The sequence below is a fragment of the Paenibacillus sp. FA6 genome (genome assembly GCF_051550225.1).
Classification (GTDB): domain Bacteria; phylum Bacillota; class Bacilli; order Paenibacillales; family Paenibacillaceae; genus Paenibacillus_AQ.
In genome coordinates this window covers 468,644-489,935 of sequence record NZ_CP188820.1, presented here as the reverse complement: position 1 = coordinate 489,935, position 21,292 = coordinate 468,644, and the positions used below count along the sequence as shown (strand labels likewise).

At 40.6% G+C, this 21,292-nt stretch carries 18 protein-coding genes and 1 riboswitch; of the genes, 4 read left to right on the top strand and 14 right to left on the bottom strand.

The window, feature by feature from the left end; genetic code table 11:
• Positions 1-105: 105 nt before the first annotated feature.
• The gene (locus tag ACP8HI_RS02200; protein ID WP_438349520.1) at positions 106-1,065 is read right to left on the bottom strand and encodes a DMT family transporter; all 960 of its coding nucleotides are present in this window, start codon (positions 1,063-1,065) and stop codon (positions 106-108) included.
• A 227-nt stretch (positions 1,066-1,292) separates the two neighbouring features.
• Positions 1,293-1,446: riboswitch (FMN riboswitch) on the bottom strand.
• Between the two features lie 202 nt (positions 1,447-1,648).
• On the opposite strand from ACP8HI_RS02200, the gene ACP8HI_RS02195 reads away from it, so the two are divergent.
• Positions 1,649-2,680 carry an S-layer homology domain-containing protein gene (locus tag ACP8HI_RS02195; protein WP_438349519.1) on the top strand — a complete coding sequence of 344 codons (1,032 nt, stop codon included), beginning with the start codon at positions 1,649-1,651 and terminating at the stop codon, positions 2,678-2,680.
• A 93-nt stretch (positions 2,681-2,773) separates the two neighbouring features.
• On the opposite strand, the gene hflX is transcribed toward ACP8HI_RS02195, so the two are convergent.
• The 9 genes from hflX to ACP8HI_RS02150 all read right to left on the bottom strand — a co-directional run bounded on the left by hflX (position 2,774) and on the right by ACP8HI_RS02150 (position 12,130).
• Entirely contained in the window at positions 2,774-4,033 is a 1,260-nt protein-coding gene (gene hflX, locus ACP8HI_RS02190; protein ID WP_438349518.1) for a GTPase HflX, read from the bottom strand.
• Positions 4,034-4,660: 627 nt separating this feature from the next.
• Positions 4,661-5,026 (bottom strand): IDEAL domain-containing protein, encoded by a 366-nt coding sequence (locus ACP8HI_RS02185; RefSeq protein WP_438349517.1) that lies wholly within the window; start codon positions 5,024-5,026, stop codon positions 4,661-4,663.
• A 110-nt stretch (positions 5,027-5,136) separates the two neighbouring features.
• Positions 5,137-5,280 carry a hypothetical protein gene (locus ACP8HI_RS02180; RefSeq protein ID WP_438349516.1) on the bottom strand — a complete coding sequence of 48 codons (144 nt, stop codon included), beginning with the start codon at positions 5,278-5,280 and terminating at the stop codon, positions 5,137-5,139.
• A 366-nt stretch (positions 5,281-5,646) separates the two neighbouring features.
• Positions 5,647-6,126 carry a hypothetical protein gene (locus ACP8HI_RS02175; protein ID WP_438349515.1) on the bottom strand — a complete coding sequence of 160 codons (480 nt, stop codon included), beginning with the start codon at positions 6,124-6,126 and terminating at the stop codon, positions 5,647-5,649.
• Positions 6,127-6,259: 133 nt separating this feature from the next.
• Entirely contained in the window at positions 6,260-7,321 is a 1,062-nt protein-coding gene (locus ACP8HI_RS02170) for an ABC transporter substrate-binding protein (RefSeq protein WP_438349514.1), read from the bottom strand.
• 155 nt (positions 7,322-7,476) lie between these two features.
• On the bottom strand, positions 7,477-8,442 hold the full coding sequence (gene yjfF, locus ACP8HI_RS02165) for a galactofuranose ABC transporter, permease protein YjfF (protein ID WP_438349513.1): 966 nt from the start codon (positions 8,440-8,442) through the stop codon (positions 7,477-7,479).
• Positions 8,435-9,472, bottom strand: a complete 1,038-nt coding sequence (locus tag ACP8HI_RS02160) for an ABC transporter permease (RefSeq protein ID WP_438349512.1) — start codon at positions 9,470-9,472, stop codon at positions 8,435-8,437. The genes yjfF and ACP8HI_RS02160 overlap by 8 nt, the downstream gene beginning before the upstream one ends.
• Positions 9,465-10,991, bottom strand: a complete 1,527-nt coding sequence (locus ACP8HI_RS02155) for a sugar ABC transporter ATP-binding protein (protein ID WP_438349511.1) — start codon at positions 10,989-10,991, stop codon at positions 9,465-9,467. Before ACP8HI_RS02155 ends, ACP8HI_RS02160 begins: the two co-directional genes overlap by 8 nt.
• A gap of 95 nt (positions 10,992-11,086) precedes the next feature.
• Positions 11,087-12,130: an ABC transporter substrate-binding protein gene (locus ACP8HI_RS02150; RefSeq protein WP_438349510.1), complete on the bottom strand. Its 1,044-nt coding sequence runs from the start codon at positions 12,128-12,130 to the stop codon at positions 11,087-11,089.
• Between the two features lie 263 nt (positions 12,131-12,393).
• Between ACP8HI_RS02150 and ACP8HI_RS02145 the strand changes: the two genes are divergently transcribed.
• Genes ACP8HI_RS02145 through ACP8HI_RS02135 form a run of 3 tightly spaced genes read left to right on the top strand, consistent with a single transcriptional unit; the run spans position 12,394 to position 16,794 of the window.
• Positions 12,394-14,220 (top strand): histidine kinase, encoded by a 1,827-nt coding sequence (locus ACP8HI_RS02145; RefSeq protein ID WP_438349509.1) that lies wholly within the window; start codon positions 12,394-12,396, stop codon positions 14,218-14,220.
• A complete protein-coding gene (locus ACP8HI_RS02140) occupies positions 14,217-15,836 on the top strand; it encodes a response regulator (protein WP_438349508.1) in 1,620 nt (539 codons plus the stop codon). Before ACP8HI_RS02145 ends, ACP8HI_RS02140 begins: the two co-directional genes overlap by 4 nt.
• A gap of 1 nt (position 15,837) precedes the next feature.
• Positions 15,838-16,794, top strand: coding sequence for a sugar ABC transporter substrate-binding protein (locus ACP8HI_RS02135; RefSeq protein WP_438349507.1), 957 nt, complete (start codon positions 15,838-15,840; stop codon positions 16,792-16,794).
• A gap of 135 nt (positions 16,795-16,929) precedes the next feature.
• On the opposite strand, the gene ACP8HI_RS02130 is transcribed toward ACP8HI_RS02135, so the two are convergent.
• The 4 genes from ACP8HI_RS02130 to ACP8HI_RS02115 all read right to left on the bottom strand — a co-directional run bounded on the left by ACP8HI_RS02130 (position 16,930) and on the right by ACP8HI_RS02115 (position 21,201).
• A complete protein-coding gene (locus tag ACP8HI_RS02130) occupies positions 16,930-17,964 on the bottom strand; it encodes a LacI family DNA-binding transcriptional regulator (protein ID WP_438349506.1) in 1,035 nt (344 codons plus the stop codon).
• Between the two features lie 39 nt (positions 17,965-18,003).
• Positions 18,004-18,843, bottom strand: coding sequence for a carbohydrate ABC transporter permease (locus tag ACP8HI_RS02125; protein WP_438349505.1), 840 nt, complete (start codon positions 18,841-18,843; stop codon positions 18,004-18,006).
• The gene (locus ACP8HI_RS02120) at positions 18,843-19,685 is read right to left on the bottom strand and encodes a carbohydrate ABC transporter permease (RefSeq protein WP_438349504.1); all 843 of its coding nucleotides are present in this window, start codon (positions 19,683-19,685) and stop codon (positions 18,843-18,845) included. The genes ACP8HI_RS02125 and ACP8HI_RS02120 overlap by 1 nt, the downstream gene beginning before the upstream one ends.
• Positions 19,686-19,821: 136 nt before the next feature.
• Entirely contained in the window at positions 19,822-21,201 is a 1,380-nt protein-coding gene (locus ACP8HI_RS02115) for an ABC transporter substrate-binding protein (RefSeq protein ID WP_438349503.1), read from the bottom strand.
• Positions 21,202-21,292: the final 91 nt, after the last annotated feature.

The window sequence follows — 21,292 nt, the reverse complement described above, 5'->3', positions numbered from 1 at the left end:
CTATCAGCGCAAGTCATATTTTTTTACAATTTAAAGATTCAATATAAACAAAACAATCTCTCTGCCCCACAGTTTCTATGGTTGCAAAGAGATATGGTTTAGTCGTTAAACAAGCGTCGTCTCACCATCTTGTCTAGAGATTGCAAACAGAGCTACCCAGATCAGAATAAAACCAATCAGTTGTGGTTGCGTGATCACCTCTCGGAATGCAATCCAATTAATCAGCACGCCTACCATCGGGAAACTTAACTCTGCCAATGTCGCAACCGACGCTTTCGTAGTCGTTAACCCCTTATAGTAAACCAGGAGACTGAGCAGACCAGGTAATAGAGCTTGACCCACCAGATTCAAAGATACCCATACCATAGCAGTCGATCCGATTGGTAAACTCCACACTCCTCCTTCACCCCAAGTAATAAAGAGTAGCAAAGGCAATGCCAGTATGAACCTTAAGGAAGTGACAGTCTCATACTTCATCTGGCCAACCATTAAACGCCCCATCACAGTCGATCCGCCCCATAGAGCAGCAGCGCCTAGCGAAAACAAGCTACCTACTTTAACAAAATCATTCCAATGACCTACTGGTACTGCAAATCCAAATGTGAGCAAATAAGTACCGATTATCGCTAAAAGAAACAGTTTGGAGAAATTCTTTGGAAGTCGTTCTTTCAATAGTATTCTCGCCAAGATAATGGCAAACAACGGTTGAAGCTTTTGAAGCAACAGTACAGCATTAATGTTCCCATTAGCCAATCCCATAGTAAACAGTATCGTCGCAATGGCTGAACCGCCCCAAGATATAAACAGAAGCGCCACAACATGTCTCATCCGTAATCCACGGAGTTCGTAGCGATTCTTCCATAGCACCGGAGCAACAAACACAACAATAATCATATGTTCAAGCAATACAATCTGGGTTGAAGTAAGTGAATCTAATAAAATAATTCGAAATAGAGGATCCACTCCCCATAGAGCTGCTCCCAATACTACTAGCCAAAACCCACTCTTTGAAGGCTTTTCTCTTACAGATGCAACAGGCTTCACACTCTCCACTACATTGTCCACTCTCTCTGTCCCCTTACTCTGAATATGGGGTCTTACAAAAGAAAACCCCCGCATTCGATAGTTATCGACATTTACGGGGGCTGATCAAATAAGCTTGTGCGCACAAGTAGAAACGGCTATGCCGTCCTTTTTCAAAGACGGCACCCGTTTCAGCGGAAATATAAGGAATAGAGTATCAAGTGAAACTTATACTTTCTTATATTTTCAAAAAACACGTCATGCATTTGCTTGATCTTCTCCCATCCGGACTTTACCGTCGGCCTTGGAATCACACCAAGTCAGTCGCCACCATCTTCATGATGACGAGTCGCGGGCTAGAAGTTCATCATAAACAGGAACTCTCACCGCCGGTTAGGAATTTCACCTACCCCGAAGATCCATATTCAATTTGTAAAATGCTATATCCTCTATTAAAATACTCACAATGAGATTAGTCAATGATTTATTTCTGCAAACTACTTTATTCTTACATTTCATGAATCCATTACCTCTAGCATGCATTTTCAATAGAATAAAAAAAGTTGACGCCACACTGCAACCTTTTACAAGTATTCTCCATCTATATAAGTAGAGGTGATATAAAATGAATAAACAAAAATCTAAATTCAATGTTACAAAGTTAGCTATCATTTGTAGTGTCCTGGCAACATCGCTATCACTTGGTAGTTCAGCACTTGCTTTCTCCGATCTGTCAGGTGATCCGGCTGAAGCAAAAATCAATTCTCTAAGAAATTCAAATATCATTAATGGTATTAGTACTGAACTATTCGCTCCCAAGTCCAAGGTCACATATGCTCAGGGACTTCAGTTCCTAATCAACGCCTTCAACTTACAGTTGGATAACCATCCATCTAAGGCAAGTGACCACTTCGACAAAGTAGCTGATGACGCATGGTATGCCAAGGCATTCCTTATTGCTCATGACAATGGCCTTGCTGTAGATAAGACAGTTAATCCTAGCGACACAATAACTCGAGCACAATTTGCACACTTAGTTAACCAATCTCTTTTGACGAAAGGTAACTTTCCAGTAACTTTAATGTACGTCCATATCTCAGATGGGGAGAATCTTTCATCAGAAGTTTCGAACAGCCTACAGACGCTACTTAATACGGGGATTATTACTTTAAGCGAAAATAATGGTTTCCGGCCAAACGATGGAATAACTCGCTCTGAAGCAGCTATCATGATTTATAATTCATCTGAATTTGCTAAAAAAATTGTACCCGAGCAAAAAGTCATTGCGCCTAAAAAGACCTACAAGACCAGCATTTCTATTGAGAAAGTAACCCAGGACGTGAACAAGGTATCGCTCACAGTGCATGATCTTCCTAATCCAGGATACTCGGCCTCCATTGAACGAATAGAATTTGGCCCTGATCTAACAGCAACCGTGTACTATGTTATTAATAATCCAGACCCTGACCTTATGTATACTCAGGTTATTTCTAAATCTACGGCTGTCACTTACTTATCTGCGAAATATAAGGCAGTGGCACAATACGAAGCAACTTCTATTGATCAGTCCGATCCTTCCTCATTAATGCTTCCTTTCGGAGAAGCACCGAACACGTCAAATACACCCTCTAATCCTGAGGATCTCATCGCGAAGTAAATAAAGCTTCAATAGAAAACAAGGCTCCCCTAGAAGATTCCAGGGAGCCTTGTTTTCTATGTTTAAATATTATTCCATTCGTCCTGCATCAATTCAGACTACGTACTCACGATACTTCTCAACATCCATCGCTCTGCATTCGAGTGTCAATCGTGTACCCTCATGATCATATTCAGTAGAGATCACATGTGCATGTTCATTTAAATAGGAAACCACTTGCCCTTGATCAAAAGGAATCAGCATCACACACTGTATATAATCTTTAAAGATATGTGATCTAATCAAGTCCACAAGTTCGGATATACCCACTCTCGGCTTCGCCGCAAGGTAAATACTATCACCATCTACTACTGGAATTTCACAATCGACCACATCACATTTATTGTACGCAAGGATCGTTTCAATATTTGTAATACCGATCTCTTCTAATGTATGTTCTGTAATATTCATCAACTGCTCATACTTAGCGTTAGAATAATCAATCACATGAATCAACAGATCGGCTTCTGCCACTTCTTCAAGCGTAGATCGAAACGCCTTGATAAGATGATGAGGAAGTTTACTTACAAATCCGACCGTGTCTGTCAGTAGAAAGGACTTATTATCTTCGAGATGTATATTACGAACCGAGGTTTCCAGTGTCGCGAACAACATATCCTTCTCAAACACCAACTTGTTACCGGATGGACTGAACGACTCTACCAAAGCATTCATGATCGTTGATTTCCCTGCGTTTGTGTAGCCAACTAGTGATACGACTGGAAGCTTATTTCTTTGGCGCTGCTTGCGTTGGGTTTGGCGTTGAGATACGAGTGTCTCCAGTTCTTTGTTCAAAGCGCTGATTTTATCCTCTATTCTACGACGATCAAGCTCAAGCTTCGTCTCCCCAACACCTTTATTCTTGGTACCAACACCTCCACCTTGCCGGCCCAAGGATTCACGCAAACCGATTAATCTAGGAAGCATATACTGCAGTTGGGCTACCTCCACTTGAAGTTGAGCTTCCCTTGTCTTTGCCCGCTTCTCAAATATATCTAGGATTAGAATAGTCCGATCAATCACCTTACATTGTAAGTCTGCTTCCAGATTACGAATTTGGGAGGGAGACAATTCATCGTTAAAAATAACCATGTTTGCTTCCTGCTCCTCATACAATGCTCTGAGGTCCTGTACTTTCCCTTTTCCAATATAGTGAGTTTTATTCACTTTCTCTAAGTTTTGTGTCAGCTGTTCTACAACTTCTACATGACAAGCCGAAGCCAAGTTCCCTAGTTCCTCCATAGAGTATTCGAAATCCTCTTGATGCTTCACATTGACACCTACCAGGATCGCTCGCTGTTGCAATTCTTCCATTAATTTAATCTCCTTTAAGTTCATAATAAAAAACCTCAGGCTAATCTCCTGTGGTTAAGCGAACGGGATATATCCATCTTTACCTAAAAGATGACCTTTCATATATGTATACACAAAAATGAAAGATCCTTCGGTCTAATAAGCCATGGTATGGATGATTGTAGGGGTAATTATCCATAAATACAACAAAAAGAGGGCGGGGTCGCCCTCCTCTTTATTGATGCGATTATTCGCAATAAATGGAGTTCTCTAGAAATATACAGACCAATCCCGTTCGCCCTGCACAGTAGCAGAGCCTTTGCACTATTCAATTAGTGGTACAAAGGTTGAAAACGGATTGTATCATTCATCTCTTCGAGAACCCTCCGATCATTATAGTTACTTCCATATTAACACAGATGCACCCATCTCTCAATCTAGATAAAGATAAACGGCTACGCCGTCCTTCGCTTATGCGAAGAAGGACCGTTTGTCCAAAAATATAGGAGATAAAAGTAACGAAAACTTATACTTTCCTATATTTCAAGCAGAGACGACTATGTCGTCCTTTTTCAAGGAGTTTATGCTTTTGATGCTAGCGATACTTCATATCACTTTTAGGTATCCATTGGCCCCATCATGTGCCATTTACAATATTCCTAATCGATTGCTCTTCATATCTGTAATCAAATAATCCTCTATATGTGAATTGGATGCATGATGAATTGAGTTTAATTGATCGGTTAATTCCATGAACCATTGTTCATCTTTAGCCAATAATGCGATATCGATTAGATTCTTTAATTGCTCACTATTATCTAAGGAACTCTCTTGGAGCTTTTTCACACCTTGATTACGTACATCAATAGTTGTACCAATCACCGTTTCGTGATCCGAGGCAATCACATGTATTCCCATAGTGCCAGCTAACAAATTTATTGAATCGATAAAACCATGTATTAATTCGCCTTGATTTGTATTTCCCTTGACCCAATCACCTATTTCAATACTCATTACAAATCACCACCATTTAAGTTAGTTTGAGAATAATATCTATTTAATAACTTTTCGAAAGCTATACTGTAACTATAATTGTTTCAGTAATGATTGTCAAATTGCTTTTATTAAAGAAACGCCTTCCGCCTCCACCATTCACTATTAGGTGTAATAAGTACAACTACATTCAACCCAATCCCTCTGAAGCTAACTTTAGTTGCATGGAGTACATCTAAATTACTGGAAATTCCACTTTTCAGCGTTATCGCCATTTTTAACTGTTGTTTTTACAACTAATTCTCTCTTCCCCTACTTTTCCTGCTAATTAAAAGTACTTTATGCATCTATTCTAGCCTCACCTTCACTACCTTCATGCGCGAAGCATTGTTCGTCACACTAACATCCCCACTCTATGCCTATTCCACTGAATTACATCCGCAATTTATGATCTTTCATGGAATATGGATCGAATTTGGTGGGTGTCGTATCGGCTATTCAAGTGATTTCAACACCTTATATAGACTTTCAATAATCATAAAGGGTAGAGCGGGAAGTCCTCCAAAAAGCTTATACTTTCTATTATGTTAAAAAACCTCCCGCTAAGGGAGATTTAATACGATTATATCTAGCTTCCTCTATTATGGTTGGTAAGGAGGAAGTTCCATTACTTTAAACTTTCCATCGACTTTTTTCACGGTATAAGTAAACTCTTTATCTTTTATCGTATCGACTTCCCTGGTTACGAATGCTGATCCATCTTCATTTAGATAATTAACCTCAAATATATATTCTTCTTTATTTACTTCTTTTTGTTCTAACATTTCGTTAAGAGAGATTCTAGGTACTAACCCTTGCACGACATAAGCTTCAAATAAGTTCTTCTTATCTTCTAGATCTAATTCAGGCAAGAATCCTCCCAAAAAACTTCCTATCCACTCATAGCTACCACCGTATAATTCAAATAACGCTCCAGCATCTTGATCTGCTATGGCATCCGTATACTGTCGTAATGTTACTTCCGCTTCCACTTTCCCTGAGTACTCTTGTGTATTATTACTACATCCAACAACAACAACCAACATCAACCAAATTAAGCTTGTAAATAAAAGCTTTCTCAACCCATCCACCTCTTCCAATTTATAGGTCTCTATCTAGCGTGCACTATACTGTATAGACGTCTCTCACATGATTAAGTTACAGATATTACAATAAAAATCCCCCATTCCCATAACTGGGTCGGAGGATCATATATTAGTACTTTCTATTATTTACTTCTCGTTCCGCAACAGCCTGAGTATAAATGCTCTCTGGAAGCACTATACGTTTCGGTAGGTTCTTGCCCCCGATGATCTCTTGAACAGCCTGCATCAGATTCATTCCTAATAGCGGGTTGCATTCGACAACAGCATTGATTTTACCTTCGACCATCATTTCAAAAGACTTACGTGTTCCATCTACAGATATGATGATAATATCTATGCCCGGACGCAAACCAGCCGCCTCAATAGCTTCAATTGCACCTAGCGCCATATCATCGTTATGTGAGAACAATACATCTATATCTTTACCTTGTTCTTCTATGATTGACTGCATCACTTCTTTACCCTCTTCAAGGGTGAAGTTGGCCGATTTACTCTTCAATATTTTAAAATCGGGGCGAGAAGTAATGATCTCTCGGAAACCATTCTTTCGCTCAATAGTCGGAGTAGAGTCCATCGTTCCTTGTAGTTCTACGATCCCGATAGGCCCAGGTTTCTCCCTCATTTTATCCAACAAGTACTTGCCTGCTTTACGACCTTCATCATAAAAGTCTGAGCCAATAAACGTCACATAAAGGGATGGATCACTCACATTAACGGAACGATCCGCTATGATCACAGGTATTCCAGCTTGCTTCACTTCGAGAAGAATAGGCTCCCACCCGGATTGTACGACTGGTGCAATCGCAATGACATCCACCTTTTGTTGGATAAAAGAACGGATCGCTTCAAATTGCTTCTCCTGGGATTGCTCCGCATTCTCGAATAATAGCGTAATCCCGGCTTCCTTTGCAGATTCCTTCACCGAGTTCGTGTTAGCTCTACGCCAATCACTTTCCGAACCCAACTGAGAAAATCCTAGCCTAATCGGCTCAGATGAATACAATGATTCAATCAGTTCAACGGATTCATTGTCCTGTATGGATATCTCTGAATTGCCCGTATCTGAGGGGGGGACAGAAGTCTCCGTTGTCTGAACAGACTCGCAACCTATAAACAATAAGCTGAACAATACAACCATACACATCATGAGTACTAACCGTCTATTCATCATATTCCCTTTCCATAAGCAGATTTAGGGATCATAGTCACCTTGAACTCTAGTTGAATTCCTATTTCAAAGTTTGACATATCCCGCTTCAAAATGGAAGAACCCTATTTCTACGAAAAAGTGATACCCTCCCCCTCTGAGGATGGTATCACGACTTGTTATCCTCTCCCAGACGTTCGCCTTGAAGTAAGTAGCCTTTGAAACACAATGAAGCTGAACAATAATAGTCCTATCACAATCTTTGTCCACCAAGAGCTTAAGGTTCCTTCAAAGCTAATAATCGTTTGAATAATCCCTTGTATCATGACTCCAAAGAATGTGCCTACAATATACCCAACGCCCCCAGTAAGTAGGGTCCCTCCAATCACGACTGCTGCAATGGCATCCAATTCCAAACCATTTGCATGTAGCCCATAACCAGACAGCATATAGAATGTAAATACCACACCGGATAGCGCGGAACAAAAGCCACTTAACGTGTAGACGAGAATTTTAGTACGTGCTACTGGTAGCCCCATCAATACAGCAGATTGTTCACTACCACCCAATGCATACACATTACGACCGAAGCGAGTATGATGAGCCAGATAAACAGCAAGCGCAATAGCAATCAACGCAATAAGTACACTTATGGAGATGAAGTTGCCTCCCGGAAGATGGACCTTGGTCTGTGCCATACTAGTATAGAAGGCATTATTAATCGTAATCGTATTGATACTGATCACATAACAAAGACCTCTAGCCAAGAACATGCCCCCCAACGTTACGATAAACGGCTGAATATTGAAATAATGAATAATGGCGCCCATTGCACAACCAATAATGGCACCGATCATCAGCACCAACGGAATTACAATAAATGGTGGCCAGCCTAAGTTCTGAATAAGACTTGCCGAAATCATTGTGGTAAGGGCTATCATTGATCCTACGGATAAGTCGATACCACCTGATATGATGACGAAGGTCATCCCTATAGCTACGATCAAGAGGAAGGCATTATCAATCAATAGATTCAACAGCACCTGTGCCGAGAAGAATCCAGTATATCGAAATGAGCCTGCTACGAACATAATCATAAACAAGGCTACCGTCACAATGATCGGAAGATATTGTTTCTTAAGCATGTCGTGTTACCTCCGTCTTACCCGAGTTCTTCCGGGTCTTCCCACGATCAAATAGCGTCTTGCGGAATGCTTCAGACTGAATCAGACATACGATTAACACGACAAACGCCTTAACAACCAACGTTATTTCTGGAGGAACACCAATCATATAGATCGTTGTCGTTAATGTCTGAATAATAAGTGCACCCACAAGCGTTCCTGAGAGATAAAATCTGCCTCCATTCATGGATGTTCCTCCAATAACGACGGCAAGAATAGCATCAAGCTCAATCCATAATCCGGCATTGTTCCCGTCCGCGCTGGAAACATTGGAGCTCAGTATCAGTCCCGCAACACCCGCACATACACCACAGAAGACATAGACCGAAATCAGGATCGCTTTCGAGCGAATTCCTGCAAGACGACTCGCTTGTGAATTCGTACCGACAGATTCGATAAACAATCCAAGTGCTGTTTTACGAGTTAGCAACACTGCAGCAATAAATATAGCCATCACAATGAAGATGGAAAAGGGTAATCCCACGAGCGATCCCGCACCGATATAGTTATAGCGTGGACTTGAAACCGTAATAATCTGACCACTCGTGATCAGTTGAGCCATTCCACGTCCAGCTACCATCAGAATAAGTGTTGCAATAATGGGCTGAATTCCTCCTAGCGATACCAATAAACCATTCCATATCCCTAATATCAAAGCCAATGTGAGCGAAACGATGATCGCTAGCAGTACCACAGTAAACGCGTTCTGATCACCACTCTTACTAAGGACCAAACAAGCTGATGCCCCTGTAATCGCAACAAGGGATCCGACTGAGAGATCTACTCCTTTGGTCGCAATGACTAGAGTCATTCCGATAGCGACCACAATGAGGGGTGCACCAAAGTTTAATATATCGATCAGACTTCCATACAGATGGCCGTTACGTACCTGAATTGAGAAGAAATCAGGAGAATAACATAAATTAAATAATAATAGTGCCGCTAACATAGTTATTGGCCAAAATATGTGATGCTTCGTTAACTTAGCCATGGGTTGATTGACCTCCCGCAATTGCCTGTAATACATGGTGTTGGCTTATTTCATGACCATCCATTACTTTTATCATATTACGATCTCGAAGAACTGCGATGCGATCACTAACACGAACGACTTCTTCTAATTCCGAGGATATAAATATGAAAGACATTTTTTGCTCTCGCGATAAGGATATAACCAATTTCTGAATTTCTGCTTTCGTCCCCACATCAATCCCACGCGTAGGCTCATCTAAGATGAGTAGCTTGGGCTGCATTAATAACCACCGGGCAAGAATAACCTTTTGTTGATTACCACCACTTAAGTTTTTGACTAGATGCTCTGGATTCGGGGGACTGATGTTCAGCTTCTTAATATATTCTTCTGCAATTTCTTCTTGCTTCTTGCGGGGAATGGTCCGGAACAAACCGAGACTAGCCTGAAGGGCAAGAATGATATTCTCTCGAATCGTTAAGTTCTCAATAATGCCTTCCGTTTTTCGATTCTCAGAACAGAAGGCGATACCTTGTTCAATCGCCTGTTTAGGAGAATTTACTGTTCCCCCGCTATCACCGAACTTAAGACTCCCCTGATCGGCACGATCCGCTCCGAACAATAGTCGTGCTAGCTCTGTTCTGCCAGAACCGAGAAGTCCTGCTAGTCCCACGACTTCTCCCTTTCCAATACGTAAGGAGAATGGCTCGATAGATCCCTTTCTTCCAAGCCCAGATGCCTCCATTAATACCTCATCTATTCCCTCTCGGCCTTCTTTCGTCTTAGGAAGATCTTCAAGCATATGCAGTTCCTTACCTATCATCTTCGATACTAATTCTATTCGAGGGAGATCTTTGGTTAAATATTCCCCAACAAATTCTCCATTACGGAGAATGGTTATACGATCTGACATTTCATATACTTGTTCTAAGAAATGAGTAACGAATAGGATGGCTAGTCCTTCATTCTTTAATTGGTTCATAATCTGGAATAATTGCTTCACTTCATTCTGATCCAAGCTGGACGTTGGTTCATCCAGAATAAGAACTTTAGCAGAAACATCCAAGGTACGTGCTATCGCAACAAGTTGCTGTATCGCTACTGAATAACTATGCAAAGGCATGGTTACATCGATGTCAAGCTGTAATCGCCCTTTGAGTAATTGTGAAGCTCTTCGATTAATCTCTTTCCATAAGATCCGACCGTAGCGACGTGGCTCTCGACCGATAAAGATATTCTCCGCAACCGACAAATTCGGACATAAGTTAACTTCTTGATATACGGTACTTATACCAATTTCCACAGCATGTTGTGGGCTTTGTATAGATATTGACCTACTCTCTAAATCCACCGTACCTTGATCAATCGCATAGACCCCAGTTAATACCTTGATAAGAGTTGACTTTCCAGCCCCATTCTCTCCCATTAACGCATGAACTTCTCCAGGGAATAAGCGGAAGTTAATGCCAGAGAGTGCTTTTACTCCAGGAAACTGTTTGTGAATATCCGTCATTTGCAAAATAGGTCGTTGCTGGTCCATAATCCTCTCTCCTATCCACTCTGTTGTATAAGACCACTTCGGCCAAAGGACCCTTTGACGATGAAGTGGCCTATCATTCTAACTATTGTAGAAATTTAATACATACGGTTAGGAAGTGCTTCTTTCGCTTGATCGATCGTAAATGTACCTTCTTGCACTACTGTTCGTTTCGGCACATCATTGCCAGCGACAACATCTTTAGCAGCTTGCATCAATTGCCCACCAAACAATGGGTTACATTCCACGATAAAGTTAATCTTGCCCTCGCTTGCAGCTTGGAAGCCATCTTTAATTCCGTCAACCGTGATGATGATAATATCTTCACCTGGTTTCAGACCAGCAGCTTCAATAGCCTGAATTGCCCCTAAAGCCATATCATCGTTATGAGCGTAAAGCACGTCGATATCCTTATTCGCTTTCAAGAATGCTTGCATCACTTCTTTTCCTTTAGCGCGAGTAAAATCTCCTGTTTGAGAAGCAATAATTTTGAGATTAGCATTATTTTTAATTTGATTCTCAAATCCTTCTTTGCGGTCAATCGCAGGAGCTGATCCTGTTGTTCCTTGTAACTCAACAATATTCACTTGTTTAGTAGCGTCCTTATATTGGTCCGCGAGCCATGCACCCGCCTTTTCCCCTTCAAGCACGAAGTCAGAGCCTAGAAACGTTACATAAAGTGAGGTATCCGTAGAATCGACAGAACGGTCCGTCAGAATGACCGGAATACCTGCGTCTTTGGCTTCTTTTAGAACCGTATCCCAACCGGACTCTACCACTGGAGAGAAACCAATCACATCCACCTTTTGTTGAATAAAGGAGCGTATCGCTTTGATTTGGTTTTCTTGCTTCTGCTGTGCATCGGAGAACTTGAGATCAATACCTGCTTCTTTAGCAGAATCCTGTATTGAAGTCGTATTCGCCGTGCGCCAGCCGCTCTCTGCCCCTACCTGCGAGAAACCTAACACAATTTTCTTGTCTGAAGATGTATCTGTGGCTGTATCCGTCACCGCTGTCGTCGTCTTAGCAGGTTGATTCGCTTTACCGTTATTCGCAGCACCATTGTTACCACCACAAGCCGCTACCAACAACATCAATGACATTAATACCGTAAAGGCTCCCATCTTTTTTGCTTTTCTCATTTATTTCAAACCTCCCCTTGTCATCACCAATCATTGGCGTGAACTCATTATAGAGCGCTTTCAGATCTTAAATATACGGAGGTCCTTACGTATTCTTTATGTTTTTTTGTTTATTTTTCTTTCATTCATTTGTGTTTGTTTGATTATTTGTTTAAAAATTGTGATTTTATGGTCTTTCTCTATATCCATAGAAAATAAGTCGTTTTTTTGATATGATAATTATTGATCACTGGAATCGCTTACATTATTTATAGAAGGGTTACATGACCCATATGAGATTATTGCAATGGATTAATTCAAGCGTACGAGCTAAACTGCTAACCCTATTCGTCATTCTAACTTCCATTCCCTTGATCGCGGTCGGCTCAGTTTCCTATCAGAAGTCGTTCAACACAGTCAGCGACCACAGTAAGTCGGCAACGTTGATGGTTGCTGATCAGCTAGGCCGAGATATCGACATTCTATTCCAAGATGTTGGTGAGTTACTCGAATTGAGTAATAATCCGACAGTTCATCATTTCTTATATTCTCAAACGGAGACTTATGAGGATGCCAAAGAAATATTAACAACCTTTGATTTGTACAGAGAAACCTATAAGTACGAGAGTGTTCTCAACATCTCCATGGTGAATTTGTATGGGAAAGGGATTAGTGAACAGATCGGTGTATTCCAACTTGACGTTAATCCGCTCCGCAACCCTCATTTCACCGTACTACTTAACCATCCCGATCAAGTGCTGAACATTACCCCTTCTGATGCTGATCCTCTAGATAGGTTAGACGGATTTCAATACAAGCAATCCAACGTCATTTCCATTATGGCCGCGGTAAAACAGCAAATCACACACGAGGTCATCGGGTTTATTGTCATTGACCTAGACGATTCCATCGTCGAGCAATTTATCGATAATACCACGATTGGACAAACGGGGTTCTTCCACGTCATAGATGAGATAGGTAAGCCTATTTTTGTGCCTTCACAGCCAGACAATCAGATTCAGGCGTCTCAACTTCAACAAACAGAGCTACAACATCAGTTTATCAATCCAAGAGGTAGCTTTGTGGAATCCTCCCATGGCAAACCTCAATTCATTGTATATACCACTTCTGAGGAGACGGGATGGATCATCGTTGGCTCAGCACCATTGCAGGAGATAGTCGAGGAAGCCAATGAGATCAGACAAGTCATTATCATCAGCGTTGCACTGAGCATTCTGTTTACGATGACACTATATTTCTTCATGACCAAATGGCTTATCCGACCTGTCCAATTATTGAAGAAGCAAATGCGCCAAGCGGCCTCAGGATTTCTCGAAGCCAAAGTAAAGACATCAGGTCAAGATGAAATTGCTGATCTAGGTAGAAGCTTCAACACCATGTTAGAGCAAATCAAAATGCTGCTCGAACAAAGTATCAACGAACAAGAGCAAATTCAAAAAGCGGAGCTGCGAACGTTGCAAGCGCAGATCAACCCACATTTCCTGTACAATACGTTGGATTCGATTGTATGGATGGCAGAAGCCAATAAGAATGCCCAAGTCATACAGCTCGTTCAAGCTCTCTCACGTTTTTTCCGCATCAGCCTAAGCAAGGGGCGTGACTGGATTCCGTTAAAGGATGAACTTGAGCATGTTCAGAGCTATTTAATTATTCAACAGATGCGTTATCGGGATATACTACAATACGAAATTGACGTTCATCCCTCTTTACTGAATACACCTATTCTAAAAATGACACTCCAACCCATTGTGGAGAATGCACTTTATCACGGCATTAAGAACAAAAGAAGAATGGGACTCATTCGGATCAGCGCACAGAAAGAAGACATGGGGCAGTTTACGTTAGTGGTAGAAGATGATGGAATCGGAATTAGCCCCGTGCGTATGGAACAAATTCGTAAAAGACTGGACGTTCCATCCTCGCAGGAACTAACAGAAGATGATGTTATCATCGGATTCGGTCTCTATAACGTACATCAGAGGGTCCGGTTATACTATGGAAGTAACTACGGAGTGGCCATAGAAAGTGTGGAACTACAGGGGACACTTGTATCATTATGTATTCCGATAGAACGGAGGGATAACCCTTGAAAAGAGTTATGCTAGTAGACGATGAAATATTGTTCCGAGAAAGTATACGGGACTGCATCCATTGGGAACAAGAAGGCTTTGAATACTGCGGTGATGCTTCGGATGGAGAGATTGCCTTACCTCTTATTGAGCAGTGGATGCCTGACATCCTCATTACCGATATTAAAATGCCCTTTATGAATGGTTTGGAACTCAGTTCTATCGTTCGCAAACGGATGCCTGACATTAAAATCATTATTCTCAGTGGACATGACGAGTTCGAATATGCTCGATCTGCGCTTCGAATCGGTGTCGATGAGTATTGTATGAAGCCAGTTAGTGCCGCTGATATTATCCAACAACTACATCAGATCAGTGAGAAGATTGATTCAGAACGTCAGGAGAAAGAACGGATTAATAAGCTAACACAAATCGTTACTAATCAGACGTTACGCACACAGGATATGCTTCTTGCTGATCTATGCAGTGGCTTCATTACAACGGCCGAAGCCATCCATGCAGCTTCCTTACTCTCTCTTCATCTTATAGCCAAATATTATACCGTCATGATTACTGATTTTCGTAACCGTGAAGACGGCTTATCGATGGATACCTCTCTTCTAGCACAGATCGAGGCAAAGTTTGAGTGCGACTTAAAGAAACAGGTTGAATTTCTAGCATTTAAGCGGATACGTACAGAAAAGGTGTGGGTCCTGCAAGGAAATACCGAAGAACAACTTCAGCTTGCGATCAATTCCATACAGGAGGAATATGGTCATCTTGACGAGGGACCTGTTCCAATCGAGCTATCCTTTGGTATTGGGAATATTCAAGATCGGTTACAGGGCATTCACGATTCCTACCTCGAAGCGGAGGACGATAAACATTGGCGTCGGCTTACCAAGCAGAATCGGCATGATTTCAGTACAGTTAATGGAGACTCCCCGGACCATACAATTTCACTAGATCATAATGTATTCATCGAGTTTCTTAAGTTCGGATCGCCAACCGACATTAGGACGTTCATCGAACAATTTGCTTCCGGATTGAAAAGGTTGAATTGGAATTCATCTTTTTACGGCTACTATATTCTGAATGATCTTACCTACAAAGTATTCCAAAGTGTAAAAGAGACATTTCGAAATTCGGTAGAAGCCGCCAAAATACAGGGGAAGCTACAGAAGCAAATAGAAACCGTCAATGACTGGGAAAAGGCCTTCATTTACCTAACGAATCTTGCAGAACAATACTGGTTACAGCGTAAAGATGCAGCCGATAAATACACGGAAATGCTAGAACAAGTGAAAGAATATATTCGTTGCCATTACCACAATAATCAATTATCGCTTCTAGATGCGGCCGAATCTGTCTGTGTAAGCCCGAGCCATCTTAGTAAAATATTTAGCCAGGAAACCGGTCAGACATTTATAGAATATGTGACACATATTCGTATTCGTAAAGCCATGGACCTCTTAAGGTCAACCCATGCCAAATCTTATGAAATCGCCTATCAAGTCGGTTATCATGATGCTCACTATTTCTCTAACTTATTCAAGAAATCAACGGGGATGACCACCAAGGAATTCCGACGGAATGACACATTCTCCATCCAGGCTTCTGGAACGGGAGGATCATAGCATGCTAAAAACGACTACTATGATCACCACGATACTGTGCTTTCTCGCATTATGCTCGCTCCTTATTGTAATCAATTTCAAAGGAGATCCATCCACTCCAGACAGTCCAATATCTTCGTCCAAGAACCGTGAGATTGTATCAAAGACGAAGACGTTCGGTATCATTTATCCTATGGCACATTCCTATTATGGAATGATTACACAAATTGCAGAAGATACCGCGAATGAACATGGGGTTCGCCTGATTGTAAAAGCACCAGACGAAACCAGTTCAGAGCAACAAATCCGGATGATGGATACTTTGATTCGGCAGAAGGTCGATGGGATCGCCATCGACCCCATCGATTCTGTTGCACTTATTCCAATGATCAACAAGGCCGTGGACTCAGGAATCCCTGTCATCTGTTTCGAATCGGATTCTCCTGGAAGCAAACGCCTCGCATATATCGGTACAGATAACTATCATTCTGGTAAGCAAATGGGGGTTATTATCAGTTCTTTATTGAACAATAAAGGAATGTTATTAGTCGAGACAGGTATGTCTGAGATGAACAGCTTAAGCGAACGGTTGGATGGATTACTGACTTACTTAAATGAACATACGGAAATTCAGGTTCTCGATGTACGTTATAACGAAGGGAACTCAGCAACTGCCACAGCCGATCTTGAATTCATGATTGATAACCACCCTCATTTCGACGCTTTTGTTGGCCTAGATTTCATTTCCGCTTCCTCCTCCGTATTCGTGTGGAAAGCGAAAGGTCTTGATCGATATGCCTTCACATTCGGAATGACACCAAGCATCAATGAGGCCATCCATAATGGTCAAATCACATCATCTCTATCTCAGAATGAACAGGATTGGGGGACGCTCATAGTAGAACGCCTGCTTCAGGCATCCGAAGGGAAGTCCATTCCAATATTCATTGATACAGGTGTAGTGGAAATAAACAAGTAGAAACGGCTATGCCGTCCTTTTTCAAAGACGGCACCCGTTTCAGCGAAAATATAAGGAATAGAGTATCATGTGAAACTTATACTTTCTTATATTTCAAAAAAGTCCACGGTTTTAGCGTGGACTAGAAAGTTTTATTTATGGCTCAATGCTTCTTGTAGATTCTCTAACAATTAATTCGGCTGGAAAAATTTTATGTGAATGCGTAATTTTTTTATCAATTAAATCAAATAAAATTTTTATCGTCTCTGTTGCTATTTCTACTACCGGCTGTCTAATCGTAGTAATCGAAGGATTGTAAAAGAATGAAATATCAAGTCCGTCAAAGCCAGCTACCGAGTAATCTTCCGGCACTCTTTTTCCAACTTCAAATATCGCTTTGCATGCTCCAACCGCCAAACTATCCGAAAGAGCATAGATCGCTGTAAATTCTTCATTTGATTCTAACAATTCTTTCGTAACGGCATATCCATTTTCCATCGTATAACTTTCAATATGTTCTTTCATAATGCGTACCAATTGTAAGTCCAACTCTATGCCATGATCACTCAAAGCTTTCTTATAGCCTTCATATCTTAATTTTCCGATACTCGCATCTTCCATAGGCGCGGTAATGATAGCAATTTTCCGATGTCCTTGACTACATAAATAATCTACCATCTTATAGCTTTCTTTAAAGTCATCCACGGATACGGAAGAATAAGCATTCGGTTCAAACTCTTCTGTCATCCCTATCGTACTTAGGACGAATGGAACAGTTAACTGAGTTAATTTTTCCTGAGAGTGTGAGAAATACCCGCCAAGAAATACAATGCCTTTTAGCCGTTTCTCTTTCACAAGTTCAATGGCCACATCGATTTCATCTTGATTCTCATCCACTCGTTGCAATATGAATGAATACTTCTTCCTTTTAATCTCTTCTTCAAATACTTTAATGATATGATTGAAAAATGGATTCGTGATCCCTTTAATCAATACAGCTATCGTCTTGGAAGCAGCACGTTTCAGATTTCTAGCGCTGTTGTTTGGAACATAATGATTTTCTTTAATGACCTGCATGATCATTGTTTTGGTCTCTACATTAATATCAGGATGATTATTGATCGCTCTAGATACGGTAGTTACACCAACGCCACACATTCTTGCAATATCAATAATTGTAATTCTATCCATAGTTATTCTTTCCCCGCAGTCTGGATAATAATAAACCCTTTATCCCTTAACAGCTCCAGCAACAACGCCTTCAATAATATGCTTCTGGCTTGTTAAATAGAATATGACAATAGGTACAATTGCAAGTACGAGCATAGCCATCATTGCTCCCATATCTATGGAACCAAATCCACCCTTAAGATACTGAATAGCAACAGGAATTGTTTTATATTCGTTACCAATAACTAACGCAGGGAGCAAGTAATCATTCCATACCCACATCACATTTAGAATCGATATCGTTATAGCTGTCGGCTTAAGGATTGGTAATACAACCTTGAAGAATGCCTGAACCGGATTACATCCGTCCATCATTACAGCTTCTTCGATCTCAATAGGAATTGATTTCACGAACCCGCTGAACATAAATACGGATAGTCCTGCACCGAATCCTAGATATATTAATATAATCCCAAACGGATTGTCCAGATTTAACGTGTTAGCCACCTTAGTCATCGTGAACATGACCATTTGGAAAGGGACGATCATTGAGAACACGAATACGTAGTACAACGCATTATTGAACTTCGATTTCACCCTTGTAATATACCATGCCGTCATCGAAGTAAATAAAATAATAACAGCTACAGAACATACTGTGATGAACAATGACATTCCAAATGCACTCATGAAGTTCGTCTTGGCAATCCCACTAACGTAGTTCTTCATCCCTGCGAATGTTGTGCTATCAGGAAAACGGAATGGGGCATCACTAATATAGAATTTCCCTTTGAATGAGTTCATAAAGACGATTAATATAGGCGCCAAAAATGCCAAGGATAGAACGGATAAGAATATGGTTACAATACCATTCTTCAGTTTCGTTGTGTTAGTTTCCATTAGCTCTCAATCTCCTTTCTTCTAGTAAGGACAAGTTGTATTAACGCAATCGCTGCGACCAGAAGGAAGAACACAACTGCTTTTGCTTGGCCTACACCCTCATAACCTGTTCTACTGTAGAAGGTATTGAAAATATCGAGTGCCAACATCGCTGTTTGTTTGGAAGGAGCTCCTGCCGTTAAAGCTAAGTTCTGATCAAATAATTTGAATGAGTTAGATAGTGTAAGAAATAAACATATGGTAATCGCTGGCATAACTAACGGTATGGTCACATTACGTAACACCTGAAAACGTGTAGCACCATCGATCTTTGCTGCTTCTACTATATCTTTAGGAACATTCTGAATACCTGCTATATAGATAATCATCATATACCCTATTAATTGCCAATTCATAAGTATGACCAATCCCCAGAATCCATACTGGGCATCAAAAGTCAAAGTAACCCCGAAGTACAGTAAAGCACCATTAAGAATGAGCTGCCAAATATAACCTAGTACAATACCACCGATTAAGTTCGGCATAAAAAATATAGTTCTGAAAAAGTTCGTACCTTTGACCCCTTTTGTTAGCAGCGTTGCAATGAAGAATGCAAATACGTTAATAGTTAGGACAGATAATACTGTAAATTTAACTGTAAACCAAAGAGCATTTATGAATTCCGGGTTAGAAAAAGCCTTAACGTAATTGTCGAAGCCAACCCATTTGGCATCAGTTACCGTTGTGAACTCCGTGAAAGATAAAAATATACCCATTAGAAAAGGTATAATAAATACTACCGAAAAGGCCAGTATCGTTGGCAATGCAAACAGTGCAAAGTATTTTTTATATGATTTTTGCATTTGGTCTTCTCCTATCTCAGTATGCGGAAATAGTGTATGCCACTGAGCACCTTAAAAGTGGCACTCAGTGGCATAAATATCACTAGCATAACAATTGAAATTTGCAAGGCATTCGTTCAATTGTATTTATGATTTATTATTTAGTTCTTTCAGACTTCCAGGAATCTATAACGATCTTAACAACATCATCCCAAGATTTATTACCTTGAGCATATTCTAGCAAAGCATCACCGAAGTAATTCTTGAACTCTTCACTTGGAAATGCTGCGAATGTCCAAGGTACGGATACAAGATCTTTTTCCATCCATGTTGATACTTCTTTAGCTAGTGGATCAGCTGGTTTCTCAGCTTCTGTAAATGTATTGAATGGTGCAATGAATCCTAAATCATTCGTTACGTAGCTCTTCCCTTTTTCACTTGAGAATAGCCATTCCAAGAAAGCAACAGATGCCGCTTGCTTCTCAGCCGATACTTTACTATTGATGGAGAAGTAGTTCTCTGTTCCAATAGCTAGACCTTGTTTCTCTTCACCAGGCATACCTGTGTACATTGGTAGATACTTAATATTATCAGCCTCTACTGTGTTACCTTCTACCTCACCGATTTGTCCCCATGCCCAGTTACCATTCTGAACCATAGCCGATTGACCAAGGGCAAATTCAGCCATAGAATCTGTGACTGTTTTACTACCTAGAAGTTTACCAGTAGTAACAGAATTATTGATGTATAAGTCAAATAGGTTCTTGAAGTTATCTCCGTATTTAAACGTAATTTCATCACTTGCTAAACCAGCTAAAGTGCTGTTATCAAATTCAGTATTATCATTGAACTCATAGTGCAAAGGAATATTAGCTAAGTGGGACTGCCATCTCCATTGCTCACCTGCACCTAAAGAAGTAGATGAGAATACACCTTTAATGCCAAGTTGGTCTTTCTTAGCAGTCATATCTTCAACTACTGCTTTTAGAGTAGCAAAGTTATTGATTTCAGCTGCTGAAGAGATAGCAACCGCTTTATCTGCTAATGCGAAGTATTTCTGCATAATAGCGTCATTGTAAATGATACCATATCCTTCTACAACATAAGGGATACCATACACGCCATCTTCGCTAGATACTGCTAAACTTTGATCTGACAAGTAGCTGTAAAGCTTAGTATCCTTAAGATCTAAAGTGTAATCTTTCCAAGCATCATAACCAACAGGCCCATTGATTTGGAAAATGGTAGGAGCATCTTTCTTCGCAACTTCAGACTTCAATGTTGTTTCATACGTACCTGCAGCGGCTGTTACAACTTTTACTTTAACGCCTGTTTCTGCTTCATAATCTTTAGCAATATTTTTATATGTTTCTGCAATTTCAGGTTTAAAGTTCAAGAAATAAATTTCTCCAGCTTTGCCTGGTGCCGTATCTTTCGAATCTGTAGCATTCTTATCTGTGTTGCTACCACAAGCACTTAATACTCCAATAGCTAATGTTGCTGCTAGCACAAGACCTAACATTTTTTTTACCTTCATTGTTTTTCCCCTTCTTTTCTTTGAGATTTTTAGTTCTTCATTCTGACGTACAACCCCTATTTCTCAAACAGAGCAAGTGATAACGCTTACT